Here is a 26,268-nt window from a genome sequence, read left to right on the forward strand (position 1 = left end):
CGATCAACCCTCCTTCGCGGGCGTTGGAGCAGATTGACCGCTGTCTTTCAAAGCCTTGGTCACTTCTGGCGGCATGTACTTCTCGTCGTGCTTGGCCAGCACTTCGTCGGCCACCACCACGCCGTCGGCGTTGAGCTTGCCCAGGGCAACGATGCCCTGCCCTTCGCGGAACAGGTCCGGAAGGATGCCGCGGTAGCTGATGGTCACGGATTTACTGAAGTCGGTGACGACGAATTTCACGTCCAGCGAATCGCCGGAACGTTGCAGCGAACCTTTCTCGACCATGCCGCCAGCGCGGATCCGCGTGTCTTGCGGGGCTTCGCCGTTGGCGATCTGGGTCGGGGTGTAAAACAGATTGATGTTCTGCTGCAGGGCGCTCAGGGCCAGGCCGACGGCAGCACCGACACCGACCAGGATCGCGAGAATGATGATAAGACGCTTTTTGCGCAGCGGATTCACTTGCCGTTCTCCCGGCGCAAACGACGCGCCTCTTGTTGCAGATACCGCTTGCGGGCCAGGATCGGCGCCGCCACGTTGAGGGCCAGCACCGCCAGGCAGATGCCATAGGCTGACCAGACATACAGGGCATGATGGCCCATGGCGAGGAAGTCGCCGAATGAAGCAAAACTCATCGAGCGGCCTCCAGACTGTTCTGCACTTCGGCCTTGACCCAACTGGCGCGGGCTTCGCGCTTGAGCACTTCAAGGCGCATGCGCAGCAGCAACACCGCGCCGAAGAAACAGTAGAAACCCAGCACCGTCAGCAGCAGTGGCAGCCACATCTCGGCGGGCATCGCCGGTTTTTCGGTGAGGGTGAACGTCGCGCCCTGGTGCAGGGTGTTCCACCACTCCACCGAGTATTTGATGATCGGGATGTTGATCACGCCGACAATCGCCAATACCGCGCAGGCCTTGGCGGCACTGTCACGATTGCTGATCGCATTGCCCAGCGCAATAAGACCGAAGTACAGAAACAGCAGAATAAGCATGGACGTAAGTCGTGCATCCCAGACCCACCACGAGCCCCAGGTCGGTTTGCCCCAGATCGCGCCGGTGACCAGCGCCACGGCGGTCATCCAGGCGCCGATGGGCGCCGCGCATTGCAGGGCGACGTCGGCCAGCTTCATCTTCCACACCAGCCCGACGATGCCGCACACGGCCAGCATCACGTAGATGGACTGGGCCAGCATGGCGGCCGGAACGTGGATATAAATGATGCGAAAGCTGTTGCCTTGCTGGTAGTCCGGCGGCGCGAAGGCCAGGCCCCACACTACACCAATGCTGATCAGCAGCAACGCCGCGACACTCAGCCACGGCAGCAGTTTGCCGCTGATGCCGTAAAACCATTTGGGCGAGCCGAGCTTATGAAACCAAGTCCAGTTCATTACTGTTTCCATCACGGTTGCTGCTCGCCATCACGAGCAGCCAGGGTCTTTACTGGTTAAAAAACAACCAGACCTCATTATTCGCCGACGCTGATCTTCAGGCCAGCAGCTATTGCAAAAGGTGTCAGGGTTATCGCCAGAGCGGTCAGGCTACCAAGCCACAGGAGATAACCGGTCGCCGGCATGCCCTGCAATGCCGCCTGCAAGGCGCCACTGCCGAGAATCAACACCGGGATGTACAACGGCAGGATCAGCAGCGCCAGCAACAGGCCACCGCGCTTCAATCCCACCGTCAGGGCTGCGCCCACCGCACCGAGCAGGCTTAGCACCGGTGTACCCAGCAACAATGAAAGCAGCAACACCGGCAGACAGGCGGTTGGCAAACCGAGCATCAATGCCAGCAATGGAGCGAGCAAAACCAGTGCCAGGCCAGAGAAGGACCAGTGTGCCAGCACCTTGGCCAAAACCAGAAGAGGCAGGGGGTGCGACGAAAGGACCCACTGTTCAAGCGATCCATCTTCGAAATCACTGCGGAAAAGCCCGTCCAGCGAGAGCAAAACCGATAAAAGGGCCGCTACCCAGACCAGTCCCGGAGACAAGGTTTGCAACAATTGAGACTCGGGTCCGACCGCCAACGGGAACAGGGAAACGACAATCGCGAAGAATACCAGCGGATTGGCCAGCTCCGCAGGACGGCGGAACAGCAATCGGGCCTCACGGGCGACCAACAGGCCGAAAACACTCATACGGCCCAGTTCCCCAGATCAATGTCGCGATAGCCGGCCGGCATCCGGGTCAGCGTGTGGTGAGTGGTCAAGACCACCATGCCACCGCGCTCGCAGTGTGCGGCCAGGTGTTCTTCGAGTTGCGCCACGCCTTGTTTGTCGAGCGCGGTGAAAGGCTCATCGAGGATCCATAGCGGCGGGCTTTCCAGGTACAACCGCGCCAACGCGACCCGGCGTTGCTGCCCGGCAGACAGCGTGTGGCAAGGAACATCCTCGAAACCGCGCAGTCCGACCGCCGTCAGCGCCTGCCAGATCGCCTCATGAGAGGCCGGTTGATGCAAGGCGCACAGCCAGCTCAGATTCTCTTCCGGCGTCAGCAGATCCTTGATCCCGGCGGCATGGCCGATCCACAGCAGGTTGCGCGCCAGCTCAAAGCGTTGCTCGTTCAGTGGCTGACCGTTGAGCAGCACCTGACCGGCAGTCGGCTGCATCAGACCGCAAAGCAGACGTAAAAGGCTGGTTTTGCCACTGCCGTTGGGGCCGCTGATTTGCAACATTTCGCCACTGGCCAGTCTCAATTCGAGATTTTCGAAGAGCAGCCGAAGGTCTCGCTCACAGGCGAGGGCAACGGTTTGCAGGACAGGACTGGTCAAGAGATCACGGGCCTTTTGGGTTCAAGTCGGCAGTGGAGCGGCCGTTAAAGATATGCAGGATAAATGCATTGGCGGCCCGTTCTAAGGAGCTGGATCAAGTATTTGAAATGTTTTCAGCGCCCCGGATACAACGGGGCGGCATTATACATGCCATGCCCTACTCTAAAGAGGGCAATTTCCTCAGGTTGTGACCGCGTATGACAGGCGAAATGAACATCCTCCCGCTACCGCAGACCACCCCCGCGACTTCGCGGCCGCTGGTGGTGAGTGGCGACCTGCTGAAGTTACTGACGCCGATGGAGGGCCTGATCACTGCGGGCCAGACCGCCAAGGCCGAAGTGCTGTCACTCAAGCAGGCGGATCAGACCTTTCAACTGTTGCTCAAGGTCACCCTCGACAGTGGTCGTCAGACCACGGTCCAGGCCACCAGCACCCAGCCGCTGCCTCAGGGCACCAGCCTGGCGATCACCCAGCCGTCGGCGGGTAATCTGGCCGTCACCGTGCAACAGGCCATCGCCTCCAGCGTTGCCACCATCACCCGTATCGACACCGCGCAACTGCCGGTCGGCACGCTGCTGCAAGGCAAAGTGCTGACCTCCCAGGTGTTGCCGCAGGTGCCGGGCCAGCCGACGGTGTTCCGCTCGATGGTGAGCTTGCTCAACACCGCGTTGAGCGGCAGCACCCTGAGCATCGACAGCCCGACGCCGCTGCGCATCGGCACCTTGCTGAGCGCGCTGGTGCAGGACACCCAGACGCTGAAGTTCGTGCCATTGAGCAGCCGCCAGGAGCAATTGGCGGTAACCCAACAACTGGTCAGTCAACAGAGCCGCCAAGGTTCGCTGGATGGCTTGCTCAAACTCCTGCAAAACCTGCCGTCCTCAAACCAGACGTCCAGTGATCTGCGCGCTGCCGTCGACAAGTTGCTCGCCGACCTGCCCGATGTTCAACAACTCAGCACGCCAAAGGGGCTGGCCCAGGCGCTGGCCAATAGCGGGCTGTTCCTTGAAGCCAAACTGCTCAGCGGTCAGAACCCGACGCTGGCCCCGGACATGAAAGGCGATCTGCTCAAGCTGATCGCACAATTGACGCCAGGCCTGCCGGCCAACACCAATCTCAACGCGATCATTGCCGCCAACACACTGGCCCAGGCCATGCCGAACTTCGTACGCAGCGCCCTCGGCATGCTCGGTCAGGTCAGCGCCAAACCGCAGCCAACCAGCTTCCCGCTGCCCGAGCGCCTACTCCAAAGCATGGACGGCGAAGGCGATCTCGAGCACTTGCTGCGTTTGGCAGCAGCGGCCGTTTCGCGCCTGCAAAGCCATCAACTGTCGAGCCTGGAACAGACCGGCGTGACTGACGACGGTCGGTTGATGAGCACCTGGCAACTGGAAATCCCGATGCGCAATCTGCAGGACATCGTGCCGTTGCAGGTCAAGTTCCAGCGCGAAGAAGCGCCCGAGAAAGAACAGCAAAACGAACGCCGCGACGAGCGCGAACCCAAACAACAATTGTGGAGAGTGGACCTGGCGTTCGACATGGAGCCCTTGGGCCCGTTGCAGATTCAGGCACAACTGATCAAAGGCAGCCTGTCCAGCCAGCTGTGGGCCGAACGCCCTTACACCGCCAGCCTGATCGAAAGTAACCTGGCCGAACTGCGCCAGCGTCTGCTGGCGTCCGGCCTGAATGTCGGCGATCTCGATTGTCACCTCGGCACACCGCCACAAGGCCCCCAAACTCGCCTCGAACAACGCTGGGTCGACGAAACCGCATGAAAAACCCCAACACCCCGCGCCAGGCCATCGCCCTCAAGTACGACGGCAACCACGCCCCTACCCTCACGGCCAAAGGTGACGAAGCACTGGCCGAAGCCATTCTGAAGATTGCCCGCGATTATGAAGTGCCCATCTACGAAAACGCCGAGTTGGTGAAGCTGCTGGCGCGGATGGAATTGGGGGAAAGTATTCCGGAGGAGTTGTATCGCACGATTGCGGAGATTATTGCGTTTGCGTGGAATTTGAAGGGTAAGTTTCCCGAGGGGCAGGATCCGGATGCGCCGATGGTCGAGAAGGACATTACCGATCGCGGGGATGATTACTGAGGTTTCAAGGACGCCTTCGCGAGCAAGCCCGCTCCCACAGTGGATTGGCGGCGTTTACACATTCTGTGTCCACCACCGATCCACTGTGGGAGCGGGCTTGCTCGCGAATAGCGATCTCAACGCAATCGCAACAATCAGTTCTTGTGAAGCTTACTCATCAACTCCGCCTCAGCCTGGGTCAAGCCACAAGACTGAGTCAGTTCATCGACGCTCGCGCCCATACCGACCAGTTTTGCCGCCTGGGCAAACGACAGGCTCGACGGATCGCGCTGTTCCAGCTGCGCCAGTTTGTCCGGCAACGGGCCAACCACTGCGCGCAGTTCGTGCAGGTCTTCACCCATGCGCACATTGCCGCTTTGGTAGTCCTCGACGCGCTTGGCCAGGTCCTTGATGCGCTGATCGCGCAGCGCATCGCCCTGAGCCTGTTGCGCGGCGATCAGTCGTTGGCCTCGTATGTACGCCAGAAACATCGCCAGCGTGCCTGCCCAGAAGAGGAACAGGACAATGACCGCTACCTCAAGAATCAATCAGATATTCTCCAGGTCCGACCATTCTTCTTCGCTCATCATCTTGTCCAGCTCGACCAGGATCAGCAGTTCGTTGTTCTTGTTGCACACGCCTTGAATGAACTTGGCGGACTCTTCGTTACCGACGTTCGGCGCGGTCTCGATTTCCGACTGACGCAGGTAAACCACTTCGGCCACGCTGTCGACCATGATCCCGACGACTTGCTTGTCGGCTTCGATGATGACGATACGGGTGTTGTCGCTGATCTCGGCATTCATCAGGCCGAAGCGCTGACGGGTGTCGATCACGGTGACCACGTTACCGCGCAGGTTGATGATGCCCAGCACGTAACTCGGGGCACCCGGGACCGGGGCGATTTCGGTGTAACGCAGGACTTCCTGAACGCGCATCACGTTGATGCCGTAGGTTTCATTGTCCAGTTTGAAGGTTACCCATTGCAGGATCGGATCTTCAGAACCTTTTGCATTCGTCGCTTGATTACTCATACCCTGACCCCTCGAAAAACCGCTTCTGGCGGTGTGTGTTCTGTTGGCGGCATTCAACAATGCCGTCGCATACTTGTTATGTCGGCAGCTATGTCGGTTTGTGTAGCGGCTTGATGCCGCCCATGTGCTTTGCCCCGCCGCTGGCGATCAACTCGGCCAGGGCGGAAACGTCCAGCAGCGCACACATGTGCTCAATCACCGTGCCGGCGAGCCATGGCCGCTGACCTCGATGACTTCTCCATTTGATTTCGTTCGGGTCCAGGCGCAATGAGCGGCTGACCTGATGCACCGCCAGCCCCCACTCGTAGCCCTGAACCGAAATAACGTATTGCAGGCCCTGACGGAAATCGTCGCGGTAGCGGTCAGGCATGACCCAACGCGCGGTGTCCAATACTTTCAGGTTGCCGGCCTGGCTTGGCAGGATCCCGAGGAACCACTCCGGCTGACCGAACAGCGGTGTCAGCTCGTGACCGGCCAAAGAATAAATCGAGCCCAGGCACACCAGCGGCACGGCCAGGGTCAACCCGGCGACATCGAACAACAGGCATTCGAACGGTTCGGCGGCCCAGGACGGACGACCATCGGTTTCCACGGGTGGTGGCGTGTTGCTCGGTGGCAGGTGGACTTCGACCACCGGCGGCACCAAGGCTTGCAGCAACGGTGCGATGGTCGATACCGGCGCGAGAACCGGCGCTGGTGCTTCGATCACGGCTACCGGTGCTTTCGCCACGGGCGCTGCTACCGGCGCGGCAACCACGGCGGGTTTCTGCGCATCGCGAGCCTGCTCTTCGAGCACCGCTGCCTGGAACTCGTCCAGCGCAGCTTCAACTTCGACCGCTTCAACAACCTCAACGATTTCAACCAGCGCTTCGATTTCCGGCGGCAACTCTTCAGTCGCCTCCATCAGCAAGCTGTCCAGATAGGACTGGAGAGCCAGTTGCGGGCGCGAGGTGATTTTTACCGGGCGGTTCATCTCACGCCACCTGCGGAACAAGTTGTGCGGCCAGCAAATGCTTGAGCAACGCGCGATAAGCCAGCACGCCACGGCTCTTGCCGTCGAACTGCGAAGGGGTCACGCCGGCACGGCTGGCGTCGCGCAAGCGGGTATCGACTGGAATGTAGCCCTGCCAGATTTCTTCCGGGTATTTGTCGCGCAGCACCCGCAGCGTTCCAAGCGACGCCTGCGTGCGGCGGTCGAACAGGGTCGGCACGATGCTGAACGGCAGCGCCTGTTTACGCGAACGGTTGATCATCGCCAGGGTATTGACCATGCGCTCCAGGCCTTTGACCGCCAGGTGTTCGGTCTGCACCGGAATCACCAATTGCTGGCTCGCCGCCAAGGCATTGACCATCAGCACGCCGAGCAACGGCGGGCTGTCGATCACGGCGTAATCGAAGTCCTGCCAAAGTTGCGCCAGGCTCTTGGCAATCACCAGGCCCAGGCCACTCTGCCCCGGCGACTGGCGCTCGAGGGTCGCGAGTGCAGTGCTCGATGGCAACAGGGAAATACTTTCGTGGCTGGTGGGCAACAACAATTGACCGGGCAGGCCTTGCGGCACACTGCCCTTGTGCAGGAACAGGTCGTAGCTGCTGTGTTCCAGGCTGTCGGGGTCGTAACCGAAGTAGCTGGTCATGGAGCCGTGGGGGTCGAGATCGACCACAACCACGCGCTTGCCCGCCTCGGCCAGCAAACCGGCTAAAGCGATAGAGGAAGTGGTTTTACCAACACCACCCTTTTGATTGGCGACTGCCCAGACTCTCATTCGGATTATTCCTCCCGGTCGAAATGGTCGACCGAGGAAAAGCTCAACGTATTAATGCGGGTGACGGAGAATTGACGGCACTCTCTCGTCCCGGCGACTTGACCGGGGTCGGTGCAGTTTGTGTGCCAGCACGCTTCAACGCGGCATCCGGTTTCGCATTGGCGGTTCCGGTGCCCGTGAGGCTGCGGCGTACATCGAGATTTCGTGACACCACCAGCACCACGCGACGGTTACGCGCCCGGCCCTCGGCAGTGGCGTTGTTGGCCACTGGCTGGAACTCGCCGTAACCCACCGACGCCAGACGACCGGGGTTCACACCCTGCATCGCCAGCATGCGCACGATGCTCGCCGAACGGGCCGAGGACAGCTCCCAGTTGGTCGGGTACTGCGCGGTGCGGATCGGTTGATCGTCAGTGAAGCCTTCGACGTGAATCGGGTTGTCGAACGGCTTCAGAATCGCGGCAACCTTGTCGATGATGTTGAACGCGATGTCGCTGGGCATGGCGTCGCCGCTGCCGAACAACAGGCTGGAATTGAGTTCGATCTCAACCCACAGCTCATTGCCGCGAATGGTCATCTGGTTGGAGCTGATCAGGTCGCCGAACGCGGCGCTGATGTCGTCGGCGATGCTTTTGAGCGGATCGCTGACACCCGCGATACCGGCGTCGACCTGCTCGGCGTCTTTAACCAGCGGCTTGGCCGGGGTCACGGTCTTCGGTCGCTCGTCGCCGATCGGGATCGGCTTGAGGGCGCGATCGGAATCGGTAAACACCCCGATCAGCGCCTCGGAAATAACCTTGTACTTGCCTTCGTTGATCGAAGAGATCGAGTACATCACGACGAAGAAAGCGAACAGCAACGTAATGAAGTCGGCGTACGAAACCAGCCAACGTTCATGGTTTACATGTTCTTCAGGTTGGCGACGACGTGCCATGGTCCATGTCTCCCATCAATCCATGAAGCCCTGAAGCTTCAACTCAATAGAGCGAGGGTTTTCACCTTCGGCGATCGACAGAATGCCTTCCAACAACATTTCGCGATAACGCGACTGCCGCAAAGCGACGGACTTGAGTTTGGCGGCAATCGGCAGCAGCACCAGGTTGGCACTGGCCACGCCGTAGATGGTCGCGACGAAGGCCACGGCAATGCCGCTACCCAGTTGCGATGGATCGGCCAGGTTGCCCATCACATGGATCAGCCCCATCACCGCACCGATGATGCCGATGGTCGGCGCGTAGCCACCCATGCTTTCGAAGACTTTGGCGGCTTCGATGTCGCGGCTTTCCTGGGTGTAGAAATCCACTTCCAGGATGCTGCGGATCGCTTCCGGCTCGGCGCCATCCACCAGCAGTTGCAGGCCTTTGCGCGAGTAGTTGTCCGATTCGGCGTCGGCTACTCCTTCCAGGCCGAGCAGGCCTTCCTTGCGCGCGGTCAGGCTCCAGCTGACGACGCGATCGACGCCACCGGCGAGGTCGATGCGCGGAGGAAACAGGATCCAGGCCAGAATCTGCATGGCGCGCTTGAAGGCGCTCATCGGCGCCTGCAACAGCGCCGCACCGATGGTCCCACCGAGTACGATCAACGCCGCCGGGCCGTTGGCCAGGGCGCCGAGGTGGCCGCCTTCAAGGTAGTTGCCGCCAATGATGGCGACGAACGCCATGATGATCCCGATGAGGCTTAAAACATCCATCAGATACAGGCCTCGACCAGATGCTTGCCAATATCGTCCAGGCCGTACACCGCATCGGCGAGTTCGGCTTTGACGATGGCCATCGGCATGCCGTAGATCACGCAGCTGGCTTCATCCTGAGCCCAGATCGAGCTGCCGCCCTGCTTGAGCAGACGCGCGCCCTCACGACCGTCGGCGCCCATGCCGGTCAACACAACCGCCAGAACTTTGTCACCGTAAGTCTTGGCCGCGGAACCAAAGGTGATGTCCACGCACGGCTTGTAGTTCAGACGTTCGTCGCCCGGGAGGATTTTCACCGCGCCACGGCCGTCGATCATCATTTGCTTGCCACCCGGCGCCAGCAACGCCAGGCCGGGACGCAGGATGTCACCATCCTCGGCTTCCTTGACGCTGATACGGCACAGCTTGTCCAGACGTTCGGCGAAGGCCTTGGTAAAGGCAGCCGGCATGTGCTGGATCAATACGATCGGTGCGGGGAAATTGGCCGGCAATTGGGTCAGAACCCGCTGCAGGGCAACCGGGCCGCCAGTGGACGTACCGATGGCGACCAGTTTGTAAGCTTTGCGTTTCGGCGCGGGCGACGACGAGGCCGGGGCGGGCGTACGCGCCGGAATCGGAGCCGGTGCCGGACGCGCAGGCGCACTGCTGCCGTAGCTGCTGACGCTCGAAGGTGCAGGCGTCGGGGCGGGTGCGGCGACAGGTGCCGGAGCGCTGTAGGTGTTGGCGCGACGGTTACTGCGCGAAATGCTGAGAATCTTCTCGCACAGCAGTTGCTTGACCTTCTCGGGGTTACGGGAGATGTCTTCGAAATTCTTCGGCAGGAAATCCACCGCGCCAGCGTCCAGCGCGTCGAGGGTTACCCGAGCGCCTTCGTGGGTCAGCGAGGAGAACATCAACACCGGCGTCGGGCAGCGCTGCATGATGTGCCGCACCGCCGTGATGCCATCCATCATCGGCATCTCGTAGTCCATGGTGATCACGTCTGGCTTGAGGGCCAGCGCCTGATCAATCGCCTCTTTTCCGTTGGTCGCCGTGCCGACGACCTGGATATTCGGATCCGCTGAAAGAATTTCCGAGACGCGGCGGCGGAAAAACCCCGAATCGTCCACCACCAGGACTTTAACTGCCATAAACACTCCGTTAGACGGAGCGAGGCTCAGTCGCCCCGCTCCACCAGAATCAAATACGCCGTGCGGCGTAACGCTTGAGCATGCTCGGAACATCGAGAATCAGCGCAATGCGGCCGTCACCGGTGATGGTGGCGCCGGACATGCCCGGGGTTCCCTGGAGCATTTTGCCCAATGGCTTGATGACCACTTCTTCCTGGCCCACCAGTTGATCGACGACGAAGCCGATCCGCTGAGTGCCCACCGAAAGGATCACCACATGGCCTTCGCGCTGCTCTTCGTGAGCGGCGGAGCTGACCAGCCAGCGTTTGAGGTAGAACAATGGCAGCGCCTTGTCCCGCACGATCACCACTTCCTGGCCGTCCACGACGTTGGTGGTCGACAGGTCGAGGTGGAAGATCTCGTTGACGTTCACCAGCGGGAACGCGAACGCCTGGTTGCCCAGCATGACCATCAGCGTCGGCATGATCGCCAGGGTCAACGGGACCTTGATGACGATCTTCGAGCCCTTGCCCTTGGTCGAATAGATATTGATGGTGCCGTTGAGCTGGGCGATTTTGGTTTTCACCACGTCCATGCCCACGCCGCGTCCGGAGACATCGGAAATTTCGGTCTTGGTCGAGAAACCCGGCGCGAAGATCAGGTTGAAGCAATCGGATTCGCTGAGGCGATCCGCTGCATCCTTGTCCATCAAGCCTTTCTTCACGGCAATGCCGCGCAGAACATCGGCGTCCATGCCCTTGCCGTCATCGGAGATCGACAGCAGGATGTGGTCGCCTTCCTGTTCAGCGGACAGGATCACCTTGCCGCTGCGAGGCTTGCCCATCGCTTCGCGCTCGGCCGGCTCTTCAATACCGTGGTCGACCGAGTTGCGCACCAAGTGGACCAGCGGGTCGGCCAGGGCCTCGACAAGGTTCTTGTCGAGGTCGGTTTCTTCGCCGACCAGTTCCAGGTTGATCTCTTTCTTGAGCTGGCGAGCCAGGTCGCGAACCAGACGCGGGAAACGTCCGAAGACCTTCTTGATCGGTTGCATCCGGGTCTTCATGACCGCGGTTTGCAGGTCGGCCGTGACCACGTCGAGGTTCGACACGGCCTTGGACATGGCTTCGTCGCCGCTGTTGAGGCCCAGACGAACCAAGCGGTTACGCACCAGTACCAACTCGCCGACCATGTTCATGATTTCGTCGAGACGCGCGGTGTCGACCCGCACGGTGGTCTCGGCTTCGCTGGCCGGTTTTTCCGGTGGCGGCGCGGACGGGGCGCGGGCCGGAGCCGGTGCAGCAGCGGGCTTCGGCGCTTCGGCTTTAGGCTCGGGCGCTTTGGCTACAGGTTTCGCAGCCGGTGCTGGCGCCTTGGCGACAGGAGCAGAAACCACTGCGCCAGTGCCAACCTCGGTGAACTTGCCTTTGCCGTGCAATTCGTCGAGCAACGATTCGAACTCGTGATCGGAGATCAGATCGCCGCCAGCCGCTTTAGCGGTGGGTGCAGCCGGGGCCGGGACCGCAGCAATGGCCGATTCCAGCGCATCAACGGCAAAGTTACCCTTGCCGTGCAACTGATCGAGCAGTGCTTCGAACTCGTCGTCGGTGATATCGGAGCTGTCGCCTGCCGCTTTCGGGGCAGCCGGTGCGGCTGGCGCCGGGGCCACCGCATCGACGGCGAACTGGCCTTTACCGTGCAGTTGATCGAGCAACGACTCGAACTCGGCATCGGTGATTTCGTCGCTGGCCGCCGCATTGCTGCTCGGCGCTGGCACAGCTGCCGGGGCTTCTGCCTGAGCCTTGACGGCGTTCAGCGAGTCCAGCAGTTGTTCGAATTCGTTATCGGTGATGTCGCCCGACTCGCTTTCAGCAGCCGGTGTTTCGACCACCTCGGCAACCGGTGCGGCGTCTTCAGTTTGCGGCTCGGCCAGACGGGCCAGTGCCGCAAGCAATTCTGGCGTGGCAGCCGTGATCGGGCTGCGTTCGCGGACTTCGGTAAACATGCCGTTCACCGCATCCAGCGCTTCGAGAACCACGTCCATCAGTTCCGAGTCGACGCGGCGTTCACCCTTGCGCAGGATATCGAACACGTTCTCGGCGATGTGACAGCACTCCACCAGCTCGTTGAGCTGGAGGAAGCCGGCGCCTCCTTTTACAGTGTGAAAACCGCGAAAAATTGCATTGAGCAAGTCCGCATCGTCTGGTCGGCTTTCAAGCTCGACCAGCTGTTCGGACAGTTGCTCTAGAATCTCGCCGGCCTCAACCAGGAAATCCTGAAGGATCTCTTCATCGGCGCCGAAGCTCATTAAGGGGGTGCTCCTAAAGGTCTAAAAACCTAAAATCCAAGACTGGATAGCAAATCGTCCACATCGTCCTGACCGGACACAACGTCTTCTCTTTTATCGGCATGAATCTGCGGACCTTCACCCTGAGAGAGATGTTTTTGCGGATCTTTTTCTGCCAGCATCGCTTCACGGTCATGTTCGATGCCCGCAAAGCGGTCCACCTGACTGGCCATAAGCACGAGCTTGAGCAGGTTGCTTTCAACTTCGGTGACCAATTGGGTCACGCGCTTGATCACCTGACCGGTGAGGTCCTGGTAATCCTGAGCGAGCAGAATGTCGTTGAGGTTGCTCGACACAACGCGATTGTCTTCGCTGCTGCGTGTCAGGAAACCGTCGACTCGCCGGGCCAGCTCGCGGAACTCTTCAGCCCCGACTTCGCGACGCATGAACCGTCCCCAGTCGGTGCTCAAGGCCTGGGCTTCGTTGCTCAGGCCGTTGACCAGCGGCGTGGCGTTTTCCACCAGGTCCATGGTGCGGTTGGCAGCCGCCTCGGTCAGCTTGACCACATAACCCAGACGCTCGGTGGCATCCGTGATCTGCGAGACTTCCTCGGCTTGCGGCATGTGCGGGTCAATCTGGAAATTGACGATCGCGCTATGCAGCTCGCGAGTGAGCTTGCCCACTTCCTGATACAGGCCACGGTCACGGGTCTGATTGAGCTCATGGATCAGTTGCACAGCGTCGCCGAACCTGCCTTTTTCAAGGCTTTCGACCAGTTCGACCGCGTGTTTTTTCAGAGTCGATTCGAAATCGCCCTGTGAAGACTCGTTATGCTCCATAGCTCCCCCGTGGCGCAGTGGCTTCGCACATCAACCGATGCGTTCGAAAATCTTCTCGATTTTTTCTTTTAACGCCTGGGCCGTGAAGGGCTTGACCACATAGCCGTTAACACCGGCCTGGGCTGCCTCGATGATCTGCTCGCGCTTGGCTTCAGCGGTCACCATCAGCACCGGCAGGTGCTTGAGCTTTTCATCGGCACGCACGTGGCGCAGCAGGTCGATACCGGTCATGCCAGGCATGTTCCAGTCTGTTACCAGAAAGTCGATGCTGCCGCTGTTGAGAACCGGAATGGCAGTAGTGCCATCGTCGGCCTCGACCGTGTTGGTGAACCCAAGGTCACGCAACAGGTTTTTAATGATCCGCCGCATCGTTGAGAAGTCATCAACGATGAGGATTTTCATGTTCTTGTCCAATTCGACCTCCAAGCAGTCTTAAACGCGCCCAGCACCTGGACGCGCCATTTCAATCAATCCGGCAAAGCACTCAATGACTGTCTGGAGCACAACAGATCGGGACCGGTACGGTTCAACACCCACCAGCCTCGCTCGCAGTGTCCCCACACTGCCTTCAGCGCGCTCGCCACTCCCCCAAACGCCCCCGCAAACGGGCCGCGCACTGGCTGTGTAACTGGCTGACCCGAGATTCGCTGACCCCCAGGACCTCACCGATTTCCTTGAGATTCAACTCTTCGTCGTAGTACAGCGCCAACACCAGTCGCTCACGCTCCGGCAAATTGGCAATCGCGTCCGCCAGCGCCGCCTGGAAGCGTTCATCTTCCAGATCGCGTGACGGCTCGAGATGAGCACTGGCGCCATCCTCGTGCAGCCCTTCGTGTTCGCCGTCCTGCAACAGATCGTCGAAACTGAATAACCGGCTGCCCAGGGTGTCGTTCAAAATCCCGTAATAATCGTCGAGACTCAATTGGAGTTCGGCCGCAACCTCGTGATCTTTAGCGTCACGGCCGGTTTTAGCTTCAATAGAGCGAATTGCGTCGCTGACCATCCGGGTATTGCGGTGAACCGAACGCGGCGCCCAGTCCCCCTTGCGTACTTCATCGAGCATCGCGCCACGGATTCGTATGCCCGCGTACGTCTCGAAACTCGCGCCTTTGCTGGCGTCGTATTTGGTCGACACTTCAAGCAGGCCAATCATTCCGGCCTGGATCAGATCTTCCACCTGAACACTGGCCGGCAGGCGCGCCAGCAAGTGGTAGGCAATGCGTTTAACCAGTGGCGCGTAACGCTCGATCAGCTCGTACTGCGCGTCACGTGCCGACTTCTTGTAGAGGTTGTAGCCACTGGCTGTCATAGCACAGGTCCTGCGGTTTGTTGCACGAGGCGCTCGACGAAAAACTCCAGGTGCCCACGCGGGTTGGCAGGCAGCGGCCAGGTATCGACCTTCTGTGCAATGGCCTTGAACGCCAGTGAGCACTTGGACCGCGGAAAGGCTTCGTAGACGGCGCGCTGCTTCTGCACGGCCTTGCGCACACTTTCGTCGTAAGGCACCGCGCCGACGTATTGTAAGGCGACGTCAAGGAAGCGATCCGTGACCTTGGTCAACTTGGCGAACAGGTTGCGCCCTTCCTGCGGGCTCTGGGCCATGTTGGCCAGGACGCGGAAGCGGTTCATGCCGTAATCGCGGTTCAGCAGTTTGATCAGTGCGTAGGCATCTGTGATCGAGGTCGGTTCGTCGCAGACCACCAGCAAGACTTCCTGCGCTGCGCGAACGAAACTGACGACCGAGTCACCAATGCCCGCAGCGGTGTCGATCACCAGCACGTCGAGGTTGTCGCCGATATCGCTGAACGCCTGGATCAGACCGGCGTGTTGCGCCGGGCTTAAATGAACCATGCTCTGTGTGCCGGACGCGGCCGGGACGATGCGAATGCCGCCAGGGCCCTGCAACAGTACGTCGCGCAGCTCACAGCGGCCTTCGATCACGTCGGCCAAAGTACGTTTGGGTGTCAGTCCCAGCAGGACGTCGACGTTCGCCAGCCCCAGATCAGCGTCCAGCAGCATGACGCGCCGGCCGAGCTCAGCTAGAGCCAGGGACAAGTTCACTGACACGTTAGTCTTCCCGACGCCACCTTTGCCGCCGGTCACCGCGATCACCTGTACGGGATGCATGCTGCCCATGAATTTTCTTTACCTTGTCTTACTTAGACGGAGGCCACATTACTGGCTGCGCGTTCACTAACTGAACAATGCATGGCAGACCATCGATGTAGGTACAAAAACTGTTCATTAATACCTCAGCCAACCTGCTTGGTCGGGCTGTGGTAAATATCAGCGAACATATCAGCCATGGCTTCTTCGCTGGGTTCTTCTTGCATTTGCACGCTGACGGCGCGACTGACCAACTGATGACGACGCGGTAGATGCAAATCATCCGGAATCCGCGGGCCATCGGTCAGGTAGGCCACCGGCAATTCATGACTGATGGCCAGGCTCAACACCTCGCCCAGACTTGCCGTTTCATCCAGTTTAGTCAGGATGCAGCCAGCGAGCCCACAACGCTTGTAACTGTGATAAGCGGCCGTTAGAACCTGCTTCTGGCTGGTGGTTGCCAAAACCAGATAATTTTTCGATTTGATGCCACGACCGGCCAGGCTTTCGAGCTGCATGCGCAGTGCCGGATCGCTGGCCTGAAGGCCCGCGGTATCGATCAGCACCACGCGTTTGCGCAGCAAAGGCTCCAGCGCCTGCACCAGCGATTGGCCCGGATCGACATGCGTCACCGACACATTGAGGATCCGGCCCAACGTCTTGAGTTGCTCCTGAGCACCAATTCGGTAGCTGTCCATGCTGACCAGCGCGATATTCTGCGCGCCGTACTTGAGCACGTAACGGGCCGCGAGCTTGGCCAGAGTGGTGGTCTTGCCCATTCCGGCAGGGCCGACCATGGCAATCACGCCGCCCTCTTCCAGAGGCTCGACTTCCGGTGTGACGATCATCCGCGCCAGGTGTGCCAGCAACATGCGCCAGGCCTGACGAGGTTCTTCAATATCGGTAATCAGCGCCAGCAGATCGCGCGACAACGGGCCGGACAGACCGATGCGTTGCAGGCGACGCCAAAGATTGGCCTGGGCCGGACGGCTGCCTTGCAGCTGATTCCAGGCCAGGGAGCCGAGTTGCACTTCCATCAGTTCGCGCAGGCTGTTGAGTTCGAAACGCATCGAGTCGAACGCCCGTGGGTCGACGCCACCAGAGGCAGGTGCCGCAGCCGGTGCAGGACGACGGGGTTCGGTGTAGGTCGGCTCGATCAGCGGCTCGGCGGCAGTCAGTGGCAGGCCGGCGAACAACTGGCGATTGGTGGACTTATCGCTCTCGCCATCGCTGCGCAGGCTCAATTCAGCCTGGGCGGTGACGATCCGCGATTGGGTCTTGCGCAGCTCGTCTTCGAGTTCCATGTTCGGAACGCGCGGAGCCAGCGCCGACAACTTGTAATCCAGGGCAGCCGTCAGCTCGACACCACCGGCGATCCGGCGGTTGCCAATGATGGCGGCATCAGCGCCCAGCTCATCACGAACCAGTTTCATGGCCTGACGCATATCGGCGGCGAAAAAACGCTTAACTTGCATAAACCACTACCTCAGCCGTTGGGCCCTACTGTCGCAACGATGGTCACTTGCTTGTTGTCAGGAATTTCCTGGTAAGCCAACACATGCAAACCCGGGACTGCCAATCGGCCGAATCGCGACAGCATCGCGCGAACCGGACCGGCTACCAGCAGAATCACCGGCTGACCTTGCATTTCCTGACGCTGCGCCGCATCGATCAACGAGCGTTGCAGTTTCTCAGCCATGCTTGGCTCCAGCAGAACACCCTCTTCCGAGCCTTGTCCTGCCTTCTGAAGACTATTGAGCAATATTTGTTCCAACCTTGGCTCCAGCGTGATAACTGGCAGCTCCGACTCAGTCCCTACAATGCTTTGGACGATTGCGCGGGATACGCCGACGCGCACCGCGGCCACCAGCGCGGCAGTATCTTGACTCTTGCTGGCGTTGTTTGCGATGGCTTCGGCAATGCTGCGAATGTCCCGTACTGGCACCTGTTCGGCCAGCAATGCCTGCAATACTTTGAGCAGCTGCGACAGCGACACCACACCCGGCACCAGCTCTTCGGCCAGCTTTGGTGAGCTTTTGGCCAGCAATTGCATGAGTTGCTGCACTTCTTCGTGACCAATCAACTCGCTCGAGTGCTTGTACAGAATCTGGTTCAAGTGGGTTGCCACTACCGTACTGGCATCGACCACGGTGTAACCGAGGGATTGTGCCTGGGCACGCTGACTGACTTCGATCCAGACCGCCTCCAGACCGAAAGCCGGATCTTTGGCGGTAATGCCGTTGAGCGTACCGTAGACCTGCCCCGGGTTGATCGCCAGTTCGCGGTCCGGGTAAATCTCCGCTTCGGCCAGGATCACCCCCATCAGGGTCAGGCGGTAGGCACTCGGCGCCAAGTCGAGGTTGTCACGGATATGCACAGTCGGCATCAGGAAGCCCAGGTCCTGGGACAGCTTCTTGCGCACGCCCTTGATCCGCGCCAGCAATTGACCACCCTGATTGCGGTCCACCAGCGGAATCAGCCGGTAGCCGACTTCCAGGCCGATCATGTCGATCGGAGTGACGTCGTCCCAGCCAAGCTCCTTGGTTTCCTGAGCGCGAGCCGGTGATGGCAGCAGTTCCTGTTGACGCTTGACCTCTTGCAGGGCCTGAACCTTGACCACGTTCTGCTTCTTCCAGAACAGGTACGCGCCGCCAGCCGCCAGGGCTGCCATGCTGAGAAAGGAGAAATGCGGCATGCCCGGCACGAGGCCCATCACCGCCATCAAACCCGCCGCTACGGCCAACGCTTTGGGCGAAGCGAACATCTGGCGATTGATCTGCTTGCCCATGTCTTCCGAACCGGAAGCACGGGTCACCATGATCGCTGCAGCTGTAGATAAAAGCAGTGATGGCAATTGCGCCACCAAACCGTCACCAATCGTCAGCAATGCGTAAACCTTGCCGGCGTCGGCGAAGCTCATGTTGTGCTGGAAGATACCGACCGCCATGCCGCCGATCAGGTTGATGAACAGAATCAGCAGGCCGGCAATGGCGTCACCGCGAACGAACTTGCTGGCACCGTCCATGGAACCGTAGAACTCGGCTTCCTGGGCCACTTCCATCCGGCGCAGTTTGGCCTGGTTCTGATCGATCAGGCCGGCGTTCAAGTCGGCGTCGATGGCCATTTGTTTACCGGGCATCGCATCGAGGGTGAAACGCGCACTCACCTCGGAAATCCGCCCGGCACCCTTGGTCACCACGACGAAGTTGATGATCATCAAAATCGCGAAGACGACGATACCGACCACGTAGTTACCGCCGATCACCACCTCGCCGAAGGCCTGGATCACCTTACCGGCGGCGGCATGGCCGTCCTGGCCGTGGAGCATCACCACCCGCGTGGAGGCCACGTTCAGCGCCAGTCGCAGCAACGTCGCCACCAGCAGAATGGTCGGGAACACCGCAAAGTCCAGTGGACGCAACGCGTAAACACAGACCAGCAAGACGACAATCGACAACGCGATGTTGAACGTGAAGAACACGTCCAGCAGGAACGGCGGCACCGGCAACATCATCATCGCCAGCATGACCAGCAGCAACAACGGCACACCCAGATTGCCCCGACTTAAGTCGGCAACGTTTGTGCGAGCACTGTTGAATAACTGAGAGCGATCCACCGGTATTCCCCGTTCCTTTAAAGCAAACTTTTTGACGCCTGAAGCAGGCGCAGAGCGGCTACTGCAAGAAGCCTTCCAACTTTTGCCGAGGCGGGGAATAGAGGGATCTATTGAGCTTTTGTAGCAGCTGTCGAGCCTGCGAGGCTGCGTCCGAGAACGAAGTTCTCGCAAAGGTTTACGACTGCTTCGCAGCCGGACGCAGCCTCGCAGGCTGGACAGCTGCTACAAAAGGGATTAACGCGCCGTCAGAATCTGCTCTTTGTGGATCGGACCGAGATGAAGCGCCTTGCCGACCATGTACCGCGTACCTCTATGCATTTGAAGACCTTCCACCTCTACAAAATCCTCCTCTGCATAACCGAGCACCACGATGGTTGAAGGTGCCTTCTGACCAGAAAGGTCGTGCCCCAGCATGAGGTTAAGCGCCCATTGAAAGCGAATGACCGGCAGATCTTCGACGTTGATCTCACGCTTGTTCTCCCAACGAAAGTCCTTGCGCGAGACAACTTGCAAACGGCCATCGACCACACTGAATTGAGGTTTGTGATAACACTCCTCCAGCCCTCCACTTGACCACTGATCCATGTAATAACGGGGGGATGTGAAGACATCGAACAACGCGCGGTTATCACCAATATTGCCAGCAGCACCGAAGAAGTAATTGTATGCATAGTGGTAGCCCAACCCGTCCAGTTCGGGGCGAATCGCATTGATAGGGCCGTTCAGATAACCCGGAACATAGGCATTGGCCATCTGCACAAAATGCGTAAAGTCCAGCGTCATGTCGAACGTAGCCGAGTAACTGATCGTGCGCTCGAGCCGATCCTCCTCCAGGACTCCCGAAACAAATTCCAACGCCATCCCTTGAAGCTTTCTGTATTCACGTTCTGCCATGACCGTAACCTCAAATGCCTGAATGAACGCCCATCCATAGTGATCAATCGACTCATTGAACGACCATGGCAAGGACATCGAACGGGAGAATTCCCAAGGCCATGACAACGCTTAAGAGGAAGTGTGTCTACTGTCAGAACTACCAGGTGGAGCAGGTATTTCGACAGACGGCGCAGTGCAACTGCGTTTTTTGGATGATGGAGCAACCTCCGTCTACCACTCAACCGTTCGTCGCCACAGTCAGATCTGCAGTAGCGATGAATAGGGCTTTGGAGACGGGTTTAACCGATCGGGTTTGGCGAGGGAAACACCCTGCAGTTTAGAACTGCAGGGTAAGTGGACATTTAGCCTTGACTCGATACCGGCTAATGGGTGTCCCTGATTTGCCCCCCAATCACCGAGACTGTTGTGCTATCAAGGTTGCAGACGTAAACGCAGGTACCGTCCGGGCTGACGGCAACCCCCGCCGGACCGTTCCCGAGCGGGATGTTCGTCAGGACTCGATCCGTCGCCGTATCAATCACCGAGACCGTGCGGTCAAAAAAGTGGCTGACATAAACGCGGGTACCGTCCGGGCTGACGGCAATCTCCATCGGATCGGCCCCGACCGGGATGTCCGTCAGAACTCGATCCGTCGCCGTATCAATCACCGAGACCGTTGCGTCTCCTGTGTTGCTGACATAAGCGCGGGTACCGTCCGGGCTGAAGGCAACCTCGTACGGACGCTTCCCGACCGGGATGTCCGTCAGGACTCGATCCGTCGCCGTATCAATCACCCAGACCGTATCGAGAGAGGCGCAGACATAAGCGCGGGTACCGTCCGGGCTGACGGCAATCCCCCCCGGAAAGTCCCCGAACGGGATGTTCGTCAGGACTCGATCCGTCGCAGTATCAATCACCGAGATCGTGAAGCTAGCCCTGTTGCTGACATAAGCGCGGGTACCGTCCGGGCTGACGGCAACCCCCACCGGCTGGTCCCCGACCTGGATGTTCGTCAGGACTTGATTCGTCGCCGTATCAATCACCGAGACCGTTGCGCCATCAGAGTTGCAGACATAAGCGCGGGTACCGTCCGGGCTGATGGCAACCCCCATCGAACCTCTCCCGACCGGGATGTTCGTCAGGACTCGATTCGTCGCCGTATCAATCACCGAGACCGTTGTGCTAGAGCTGCAGACATAAGCGCGGGTACCGTCCGGGCTGACAGCGATCCTGATCGGATTGGTCCCGACCGGGATGCTACCGAGCGGCCCTAGCCCCGTAACGGTTACGGTTGCGTTGGCGACCTGAGCACCACTGGTGGCGCTCAGACTGTAAGAGCCGGGGATGAGAGCGCCTTTGACGCCGCTGACGCTGAGCTTGCCGACAGCGTCGGTGATGAAATCGCGCTGGCCGCTGTCGCCATCGGCGTACCTGAAGTTGGCCGGGAGAGCCAGACTGAGCTTGCCCCCGGGGACGGGGTTGTTACTGCGGGTGCTGAGAAGCAACTCAACGTTCTTGAGCCGACCAGCCGGGGCGATGGTGTAGGGCTCGTTGGTGAAGGTCGGCACCGGGTCGATGGCGTCTTGCTGGGCGCCCTTGGCGATCGGCGCCTTCGGCACGCTGCTGTCCGGGATAATGGGGGTTTGGCTGGTCATGTGGGACTCCTGTCGGGGATAGGTTTGACGGAGTTATTCAATGCCAAAGCGGGAGAGCTGGCTACTGTCAGAAATACCAGGCCGGGTGTGGATTCCGACGGATGGTATGCAAACCACTTCTCGACCTTGCCTGGTTTCGTGAGCGCATCAGCCTTTGAAATAAATGGACGCTTTGCGCCCTTTCGACCGGATTCTGGTCGCACAAGCCACAGTAGAAGGCATTACCTTGTTGACCGTCGATGGGTTAGTCGCTCAATGCCCGGGCTCCGTTCAAAGAGTCTGATCGGTATCGATTTCTGGCCAAGGTGAGGTTTCGTCAGATATCGCGGGCAAGCCCCAATGCCGGTCAGTTAACACACAACCTCACACTGGCGATCCATCAAATGCTGGAACTGGGGTTGCTGCTGATCGAAAAGGTGGTGGATAAGGAAAATCCGGTGAAGCCGGTGGGGGGTATAGGGTCTCTGTAGATACTCTGTTCACGGTCAAGCTTTTACCAAGTCTGAAAAATCTTCTCCAGCGTGCTTGCCCGCTGCGGTGTATCTGCTGCACCGCGACATCGTTCTTCGTTGGAGCGAGCAAGCTCGCTCCAACAGGGACCCGGGACTATCACCGCAGTAACTACGAATCGCGCCGCAAATCCGGCGGAATCGGCAAATCGCCCTTGAGCGGATCCGGGCGTTTGCCCTTGCCGGCGCGGTGCTGGCGGATCTGGTAGACGTAAGCGAGTACCTGGGCGACGGCAAGGTAGAGCCCGCCAGGGATTTCCTGATCAAGTTCGGTGGAGTAGTAGATCGAACGCGCCAGTGCCGGCGACTCAAGCAGCAGCACTTCGTTGGCCACAGCGATTTCACGGATCTTCAAGGCCAGGAAGTCGCTGCCCTTGGCGATCAGCATCGGCGCCCCACCCTTGTCTGGATCGTACTTGAGCGCTACGGCGTAGTGGGTCGGGTTAGTGATGACCACATCGGCGTCGGGAATCGCCGCCATCATCCGGCGCTGCGACATGTCGCGCTGCAGCTGGCGAATCCGTTGTTTAACCTCTGGCTTCCCTTCCTGATCCTTATGCTCGTCACGCACTTCCTGCTTGGTCATCAGCAGTTTCTTGTGGCTTTCCCAAAGCTGCACCGGCACGTCCACCGCTGCAATGATGATCAGCCCGCAGGCCATCCACAAAGCGCTCCAGCCCACTATTTGCAGACAGTGGATGATCGCAAGCTCCAACGGCTCGTGCCCAATGCGCAACAGGTCGTCGATGTCCGACAACAACACCTTCAGGGCCACCGTCAGGATGATTAAAAACTTCGCAAACGCCTGGAGCAGGTCCACCAGCGCCTTCGTCGAAAACATCCGCTTGAGGCCGGCGGCAGGATTCATCCGACTGAACTTCGGCGCCATGGAGCCAGCCGAAAAAAGCCATCCACCCAGGGAGACAGGCCCAATCAATGCAGCCAACACCAGGGTAATCATGATCGGCTGAATCCCCAGCAAAGCAATCAGCCCTGAGTTCATCAGGTAGGTACTCATGGAGCGCTGATCGAGGATGACTTCACGCGGCAGGGAAAAATTCATCCGCATCACATCCATCAGATCCTGCGCCAGCGCCCCGCCGAAAATCAGCAGCGCACCGGAACCGGCCAACATGATCGCCAGCGTATTGAGTTCCTTGGAGCGCGCAATCTCACCCTTCTCACGGGAATCAGTTTTACGCTTCTCCGTGGGGTCTTCTGTTTTGTCCTGACCGCTTTCGCTCTCAGCCATGACTCAGCGCGCCTGTGCCAGTTCGCGTAAAAACTGCAAGGCCTCGGAGGCCAGCGGTTGATACTGATTGAGAATGTCCGCGAGCCCCACCCAGAGGATGTACATCCCGAGCACCAGGGTCAGCGGGAAGCCGATGGAGAAAATGTTCAGCTGCGGCGCCGCCCGGGTCATGATGCCAAACGCAATGTTGACCACCAGCAGCGCGGTGATCGCTGGCAACACCAGCATTAAAGCAGCCCCGAGGACCCAACCGAGTTTGCCGGCCAGCTCCCAGTAATGATTGACCATAAACCCGCTACCGACCGGCAGCGTGGTGAAGCTTTCGGTGAGGACTTCGAACACCACCAGATGGCCGTTCATCGACAGGAACAACAACGTCACCAGCATGGTGAAGAACTGCCCGATCACCGCTACCGACACGCCGTTGGTAGGATCGACCATCGACGCGAAGCCCATACCCATCTGAACGGCGACAATTTGCCCGGCGACCACGAAGGCCTGGAAGAACAGCTGCAAGGAGAAACCCAGCACCGCACCGACGAGGATCTGCTCGGCAATCAGCAGCAGCCCGCTCAAGTCCAGCGCATTGACCGGCGGCATCGGCGGCAGGCCAGGGGCGATGACCACGGTAATGGCCACTGCGAAAAATAGACGGACCCGCCTGGGCACCAGGGTCGTACCGAAAACCGGCATGACCATCAACAACGAACCGACGCGAAACAGCGGCAGCATGAACGCCGCCACCCAGGTACTGATCTGGGTATCGGTCAGCTGGAGTAGCGACATGGTTTAGCCGATGACCTGAGGAATACTGCCGTACAACTGCAGGATGTATTCCATGAAAGTCTGCACCAACCACGGACCGGCGACGATCAGCGTCACCAGCATCACCAGCAGGCGCGGCAGGAAGCTCAGGGTCTGTTCGTTGATCTGCGTAGCGGCCTGGAACATCGCCACCAACAGGCCCACGAGCAAACTCGGAATCACCAGCACGGCAACCATCATGGTGGTTAGCCACAGTGCTTCCCGGAAGATGTCTACCGCAACTTCTGGCGTCATGGCGATACACCGCCGAAGCTGCTCGCCAGCGTGCCGATGATCAACGCCCAGCCATCCACCAGCACGAACAGCATGATCTTGAACGGCAGGGAAATGATCAGCGGCGAGAGCATCATCATGCCCATGGCCATCAGTACACTGGCCACGACCAGGTCGATGATCAGGAACGGAATGAAGATCATGAAGCCAATCTGGAACGCGGTTTTCAGCTCGGAGGTAACGAACGCCGGAACCAGAATCGTCAGCGGCGCCTGATCCGGCGACGCGATATCAGTGCGTTTGGACAAGCGCATGAATAACTCCAGATCGCTAGTGCGAGTCTGGGCCAGCATGAAGTCCTTGATCGGCACCTGAGCCTTGGCCACGGCGTCTTGAGCAGTGAGTTTCTCCGCCAGATAGGGCTGCAAGGCATCCTGATTAACGCGGTCGAATACTGGCGCCATGATGAACAGGGTCAGGAACAGCGCCATGCCCGTGAGGATCTGGTTCGACGGCGTTTGTTGCAAGCCGAGGGCCTGACGCAGGATCGAGAAGACGATGATGATCCGGGTGAAACTGGTCATCAGCATGACGAACGCCGGGATAAAACTCAGCGCCGTCATGATCAGCAGGATTTGCAGGCTGACCGAATACTCCTGAGCGCCGTTGGCATTCGTGCCCAGGGTAATCGCCGGGATCGACAACGGATCGGCGGCGAACGCCAGTGGCGCGACCAGCATCAGGGCCAGCGTCAAGATGATGCGTAGCGCACCCATTACTTCTTATCCTTATGATCCTTGCCCATCAGCTCCATCAGGCGCTGGGCAAACTCGGGGGTCGCTTTTTCAGTCCCGCTGGGCACTTGCACCGGCTCCTTGAGCACGTGCAACGCGGTGATGGTGCCGGGGCTCAAGCCAAGCAGAATCTGCTCGCTGCCGACCTGCACCAGCATCAGACGGTCACGCGGGCCCAGCGAGCGAGAACCAATCAGCTCGATCACCTGCCCTTTGCCGGCCGGCCCGGCCTGTTGGACCCGGCGCAGCAACCAGGCGAGGAAGAAGATCAACCCCAGCACCAGCAGCAAACCAAACACCAACTGCGTCAATTGCCCGGCCACACCGCTGCTGACCGCGGGGGCAGCGGCGGTGGCAACCGTCGCCACCGGCTCGGCAGCCAGAACGCTGAATGGCAACGCCAGTACAAACCCCAGAACCTTTTTCACTCAGCGCAACTTCTTGATGCGTTCGCTTGGGCTGATCACGTCGGTCAGGCGGATGCCGAACTTCTCGTTGACCACCACCACTTCACCGTGAGCGATGAGCGTACCGTTGACCAGCACGTCCAGCGGTTCACCGGCCAGACGATCGAGCTCGATCACCGACCCCTGGTTAAGCTGCAGCAGGTTGCGGATGTTGATGTCAGTGCTGCCGACTTCCATGGAAATCGACACCGGAATGTCGAGGATCACGTCCAGGTTAGGACCGTCGAGGGTGACCGGATCGTTGTTCTTCGGCACGCTGCGGCAGCCAGCAAGGCGTCAATGTCGTCCTGCCCGGCGTCGCCGGTTTCTTCCAGGGCCGCAGCCCATTCATCGGCCAGCGCCTGGTCGTCCTGGGTGTTCATATCGTTAGCCATCAATTTGTCCTCGGCGGGCATCC

At 59.6% G+C, this 26,268-nt stretch carries 28 protein-coding genes and 1 pseudogene; 2 read left to right on the plus strand and 27 right to left on the minus strand.

The annotated features are described in order from the left end of the window. Positions 1–3: 3 nt before the first annotated feature. The 5 genes from ccmE to ccmA all read right to left on the minus strand — a co-directional run bounded on the left by ccmE (position 4) and on the right by ccmA (position 2,762). On the minus strand, positions 4–459 hold the full coding sequence (gene ccmE / locus ASC74_RS14965) for a cytochrome c maturation protein CcmE (RefSeq protein ID WP_056742064.1): 456 nt from the start codon (positions 457–459) through the stop codon (positions 4–6). Continuing rightward, the gene (ccmD, locus tag ASC74_RS14970; RefSeq protein WP_008145547.1) at positions 456–632 is read right to left on the minus strand and encodes a heme exporter protein CcmD; all 177 of its coding nucleotides are present in this window, start codon (positions 630–632) and stop codon (positions 456–458) included. Before ccmD ends, ccmE begins: the two co-directional genes overlap by 4 nt. Beyond that, positions 629–1,384 carry a heme ABC transporter permease gene (locus tag ASC74_RS14975; protein WP_056742065.1) on the minus strand — a complete coding sequence of 252 codons (756 nt, stop codon included), beginning with the start codon at positions 1,382–1,384 and terminating at the stop codon, positions 629–631. Before ASC74_RS14975 ends, ccmD begins: the two co-directional genes overlap by 4 nt. A gap of 77 nt (positions 1,385–1,461) precedes the next feature. After that, positions 1,462–2,130 carry a heme exporter protein CcmB gene (gene ccmB / locus ASC74_RS14980; protein WP_008155797.1) on the minus strand — a complete coding sequence of 223 codons (669 nt, stop codon included), beginning with the start codon at positions 2,128–2,130 and terminating at the stop codon, positions 1,462–1,464. Then, positions 2,127–2,762 carry a cytochrome c biogenesis heme-transporting ATPase CcmA gene (ccmA, locus tag ASC74_RS14985; protein WP_007894233.1) on the minus strand — a complete coding sequence of 212 codons (636 nt, stop codon included), beginning with the start codon at positions 2,760–2,762 and terminating at the stop codon, positions 2,127–2,129. Before ccmA ends, ccmB begins: the two co-directional genes overlap by 4 nt. A gap of 197 nt (positions 2,763–2,959) precedes the next feature. Here ccmA and fliK point away from each other — a divergent pair, with 197 nt between their 5' ends. Together fliK and ASC74_RS14995 are read left to right on the plus strand one after the other, a co-directional pair. Further along, entirely contained in the window at positions 2,960–4,534 is a 1,575-nt protein-coding gene (gene fliK / locus ASC74_RS14990) for a flagellar hook-length control protein FliK (RefSeq protein ID WP_056742066.1), read from the plus strand. Beyond that, positions 4,531–4,860, plus strand: a complete 330-nt coding sequence (locus ASC74_RS14995) for an EscU/YscU/HrcU family type III secretion system export apparatus switch protein (RefSeq protein ID WP_056742067.1) — start codon at positions 4,531–4,533, stop codon at positions 4,858–4,860. The genes fliK and ASC74_RS14995 overlap by 4 nt, the downstream gene beginning before the upstream one ends. Positions 4,861–4,994: 134 nt before the next feature. Here ASC74_RS14995 and ASC74_RS15000 read toward each other — a convergent pair whose 3' ends face one another. The 22 genes and pseudogenes from ASC74_RS15000 to fliN form a co-directional block, all read right to left on the minus strand. After that, complete coding sequence (locus tag ASC74_RS15000; protein ID WP_056742068.1) at positions 4,995–5,387, minus strand: DUF2802 domain-containing protein; 393 nt, start codon at positions 5,385–5,387, stop codon at positions 4,995–4,997. After that, positions 5,388–5,873 carry a chemotaxis protein CheW gene (locus ASC74_RS15005; RefSeq protein ID WP_008155806.1) on the minus strand — a complete coding sequence of 162 codons (486 nt, stop codon included), beginning with the start codon at positions 5,871–5,873 and terminating at the stop codon, positions 5,388–5,390. Between the two features lie 88 nt (positions 5,874–5,961). After that, positions 5,962–6,846 (minus strand): CheW domain-containing protein, encoded by an 885-nt coding sequence (locus ASC74_RS15010; protein ID WP_056742069.1) that lies wholly within the window; start codon positions 6,844–6,846, stop codon positions 5,962–5,964. Position 6,847: 1 nt separating this feature from the next. Beyond that, positions 6,848–7,636 (minus strand): ParA family protein, encoded by a 789-nt coding sequence (locus ASC74_RS15015; protein ID WP_046046365.1) that lies wholly within the window; start codon positions 7,634–7,636, stop codon positions 6,848–6,850. A gap of 43 nt (positions 7,637–7,679) precedes the next feature. Next, positions 7,680–8,570 carry a flagellar motor protein MotD gene (motD, locus tag ASC74_RS15020; RefSeq protein ID WP_056742070.1) on the minus strand — a complete coding sequence of 297 codons (891 nt, stop codon included), beginning with the start codon at positions 8,568–8,570 and terminating at the stop codon, positions 7,680–7,682. A gap of 15 nt (positions 8,571–8,585) precedes the next feature. Then, positions 8,586–9,326 (minus strand): flagellar motor protein, encoded by a 741-nt coding sequence (locus tag ASC74_RS15025; protein WP_056742071.1) that lies wholly within the window; start codon positions 9,324–9,326, stop codon positions 8,586–8,588. Beyond that, a complete protein-coding gene (locus tag ASC74_RS15030; protein WP_056742072.1) occupies positions 9,326–10,456 on the minus strand; it encodes a protein-glutamate methylesterase/protein-glutamine glutaminase in 1,131 nt (376 codons plus the stop codon). Before ASC74_RS15030 ends, ASC74_RS15025 begins: the two co-directional genes overlap by 1 nt. A gap of 49 nt (positions 10,457–10,505) precedes the next feature. Next, complete coding sequence (locus ASC74_RS15035) at positions 10,506–12,740, minus strand: chemotaxis protein CheA (protein WP_056742073.1); 2,235 nt, start codon at positions 12,738–12,740, stop codon at positions 10,506–10,508. Between the two features lie 29 nt (positions 12,741–12,769). Then, complete coding sequence (locus tag ASC74_RS15040) at positions 12,770–13,558, minus strand: protein phosphatase CheZ (protein ID WP_046046370.1); 789 nt, start codon at positions 13,556–13,558, stop codon at positions 12,770–12,772. A 30-nt stretch (positions 13,559–13,588) separates the two neighbouring features. After that, the gene (locus ASC74_RS15045; RefSeq protein WP_003183998.1) at positions 13,589–13,960 is read right to left on the minus strand and encodes a chemotaxis response regulator CheY; all 372 of its coding nucleotides are present in this window, start codon (positions 13,958–13,960) and stop codon (positions 13,589–13,591) included. Between the two features lie 166 nt (positions 13,961–14,126). Continuing rightward, a complete protein-coding gene (fliA, locus tag ASC74_RS15050; RefSeq protein WP_007894214.1) occupies positions 14,127–14,867 on the minus strand; it encodes an RNA polymerase sigma factor FliA in 741 nt (246 codons plus the stop codon). Continuing rightward, positions 14,864–15,694: a flagellar synthesis regulator FleN gene (gene fleN, locus ASC74_RS15055; RefSeq protein WP_008001746.1), complete on the minus strand. Its 831-nt coding sequence runs from the start codon at positions 15,692–15,694 to the stop codon at positions 14,864–14,866. The genes fliA and fleN overlap by 4 nt, the downstream gene beginning before the upstream one ends. Before the next feature lie 116 nt (positions 15,695–15,810). Next, entirely contained in the window at positions 15,811–17,139 is a 1,329-nt protein-coding gene (gene flhF, locus ASC74_RS15060) for a flagellar biosynthesis protein FlhF (RefSeq protein ID WP_033055998.1), read from the minus strand. Between the two features lie 11 nt (positions 17,140–17,150). Further along, positions 17,151–19,280 (minus strand): flagellar biosynthesis protein FlhA, encoded by a 2,130-nt coding sequence (flhA, locus tag ASC74_RS15065; protein ID WP_056742074.1) that lies wholly within the window; start codon positions 19,278–19,280, stop codon positions 17,151–17,153. A gap of 234 nt (positions 19,281–19,514) precedes the next feature. Next, positions 19,515–20,174, minus strand: coding sequence for a hypothetical protein (locus tag ASC74_RS15070; protein WP_056742213.1), 660 nt, complete (start codon positions 20,172–20,174; stop codon positions 19,515–19,517). Between the two features lie 365 nt (positions 20,175–20,539). Then, positions 20,540–21,811, minus strand: a complete 1,272-nt coding sequence (locus tag ASC74_RS15075) for a YVTN family beta-propeller repeat protein (RefSeq protein ID WP_056742075.1) — start codon at positions 21,809–21,811, stop codon at positions 20,540–20,542. A gap of 621 nt (positions 21,812–22,432) precedes the next feature. Next, positions 22,433–23,572 (minus strand): flagellar biosynthesis protein FlhB, encoded by a 1,140-nt coding sequence (flhB, locus tag ASC74_RS15080; protein WP_056742076.1) that lies wholly within the window; start codon positions 23,570–23,572, stop codon positions 22,433–22,435. 3 nt (positions 23,573–23,575) lie between these two features. After that, entirely contained in the window at positions 23,576–24,358 is a 783-nt protein-coding gene (gene fliR, locus ASC74_RS15085; protein ID WP_056742077.1) for a flagellar biosynthetic protein FliR, read from the minus strand. Between the two features lie 3 nt (positions 24,359–24,361). Further along, positions 24,362–24,631 carry a flagellar biosynthesis protein FliQ gene (gene fliQ, locus ASC74_RS15090; RefSeq protein ID WP_007948918.1) on the minus strand — a complete coding sequence of 90 codons (270 nt, stop codon included), beginning with the start codon at positions 24,629–24,631 and terminating at the stop codon, positions 24,362–24,364. Then, positions 24,628–25,386, minus strand: coding sequence for a flagellar type III secretion system pore protein FliP (gene fliP, locus ASC74_RS15095; RefSeq protein WP_056742078.1), 759 nt, complete (start codon positions 25,384–25,386; stop codon positions 24,628–24,630). Before fliP ends, fliQ begins: the two co-directional genes overlap by 4 nt. Beyond that, positions 25,386–25,832: a flagellar biosynthetic protein FliO gene (gene fliO / locus ASC74_RS15100; protein ID WP_056742079.1), complete on the minus strand. Its 447-nt coding sequence runs from the start codon at positions 25,830–25,832 to the stop codon at positions 25,386–25,388. Before fliO ends, fliP begins: the two co-directional genes overlap by 1 nt. Beyond that, positions 25,833–26,245, minus strand: a pseudogene (fliN, locus tag ASC74_RS15105) (flagellar motor switch protein FliN). Positions 26,246–26,268: the final 23 nt, after the last annotated feature.

The organism is Pseudomonas sp. Root329, assembly GCF_001424925.1.
In the GTDB taxonomy this organism is placed as follows: domain Bacteria; phylum Pseudomonadota; class Gammaproteobacteria; order Pseudomonadales; family Pseudomonadaceae; genus Aquipseudomonas; species Aquipseudomonas arabinosi.

Coding starts and splice junctions, on each gene's coding strand:
- ccmD (WP_008145547.1), bottom strand. CDS start 632: ATGAGTTTTGCTTCATTCGGCGACTTCCTCGCCATGGGCCATCATGCC.
- ASC74_RS14975 (WP_056742065.1), bottom strand. CDS start 1,384: ATGAACTGGACTTGGTTTCATAAGCTCGGCTCGCCCAAATGGTTTTAC.
- ccmB (WP_008155797.1), bottom strand. CDS start 2,130: ATGAGTGTTTTCGGCCTGTTGGTCGCCCGTGAGGCCCGATTGCTGTTC.
- fliK (WP_056742066.1), top strand. CDS start 2,960: ATGACAGGCGAAATGAACATCCTCCCGCTACCGCAGACCACCCCCGCG.
- ASC74_RS14995 (WP_056742067.1), top strand. CDS start 4,531: ATGAAAAACCCCAACACCCCGCGCCAGGCCATCGCCCTCAAGTACGAC.
- ASC74_RS15005 (WP_008155806.1), bottom strand. CDS start 5,873: ATGAGTAATCAAGCGACGAATGCAAAAGGTTCTGAAGATCCGATCCTG.
- ASC74_RS15010 (WP_056742069.1), bottom strand. CDS start 6,846: ATGAACCGCCCGGTAAAAATCACCTCGCGCCCGCAACTGGCTCTCCAG.
- ASC74_RS15015 (WP_046046365.1), bottom strand. CDS start 7,636: ATGAGAGTCTGGGCAGTCGCCAATCAAAAGGGTGGTGTTGGTAAAACC.
- motD (WP_056742070.1), bottom strand. CDS start 8,570: ATGGCACGTCGTCGCCAACCTGAAGAACATGTAAACCATGAACGTTGG.
- ASC74_RS15025 (WP_056742071.1), bottom strand. CDS start 9,326: ATGGATGTTTTAAGCCTCATCGGGATCATCATGGCGTTCGTCGCCATC.
- ASC74_RS15030 (WP_056742072.1), bottom strand. CDS start 10,456: ATGGCAGTTAAAGTCCTGGTGGTGGACGATTCGGGGTTTTTCCGCCGC.
- ASC74_RS15035 (WP_056742073.1), bottom strand. CDS start 12,740: ATGAGCTTCGGCGCCGATGAAGAGATCCTTCAGGATTTCCTGGTTGAG.
- ASC74_RS15040 (WP_046046370.1), bottom strand. CDS start 13,558: ATGGAGCATAACGAGTCTTCACAGGGCGATTTCGAATCGACTCTGAAA.
- ASC74_RS15045 (WP_003183998.1), bottom strand. CDS start 13,960: ATGAAAATCCTCATCGTTGATGACTTCTCAACGATGCGGCGGATCATT.
- fliA (WP_007894214.1), bottom strand. CDS start 14,867: ATGACAGCCAGTGGCTACAACCTCTACAAGAAGTCGGCACGTGACGCG.
- fleN (WP_008001746.1), bottom strand. CDS start 15,694: ATGGGCAGCATGCATCCCGTACAGGTGATCGCGGTGACCGGCGGCAAA.
- flhF (WP_033055998.1), bottom strand. CDS start 17,139: ATGCAAGTTAAGCGTTTTTTCGCCGCCGATATGCGTCAGGCCATGAAA.
- ASC74_RS15070 (WP_056742213.1), bottom strand. CDS start 20,174: ATGGCAGAACGTGAATACAGAAAGCTTCAAGGGATGGCGTTGGAATTT.
- ASC74_RS15075 (WP_056742075.1), bottom strand. CDS start 21,811: ATGACCAGCCAAACCCCCATTATCCCGGACAGCAGCGTGCCGAAGGCG.
- flhB (WP_056742076.1), bottom strand. CDS start 23,572: ATGGCTGAGAGCGAAAGCGGTCAGGACAAAACAGAAGACCCCACGGAG.
- fliR (WP_056742077.1), bottom strand. CDS start 24,358: ATGTCGCTACTCCAGCTGACCGATACCCAGATCAGTACCTGGGTGGCG.
- fliQ (WP_007948918.1), bottom strand. CDS start 24,631: ATGACGCCAGAAGTTGCGGTAGACATCTTCCGGGAAGCACTGTGGCTA.
- fliP (WP_056742078.1), bottom strand. CDS start 25,386: ATGGGTGCGCTACGCATCATCTTGACGCTGGCCCTGATGCTGGTCGCG.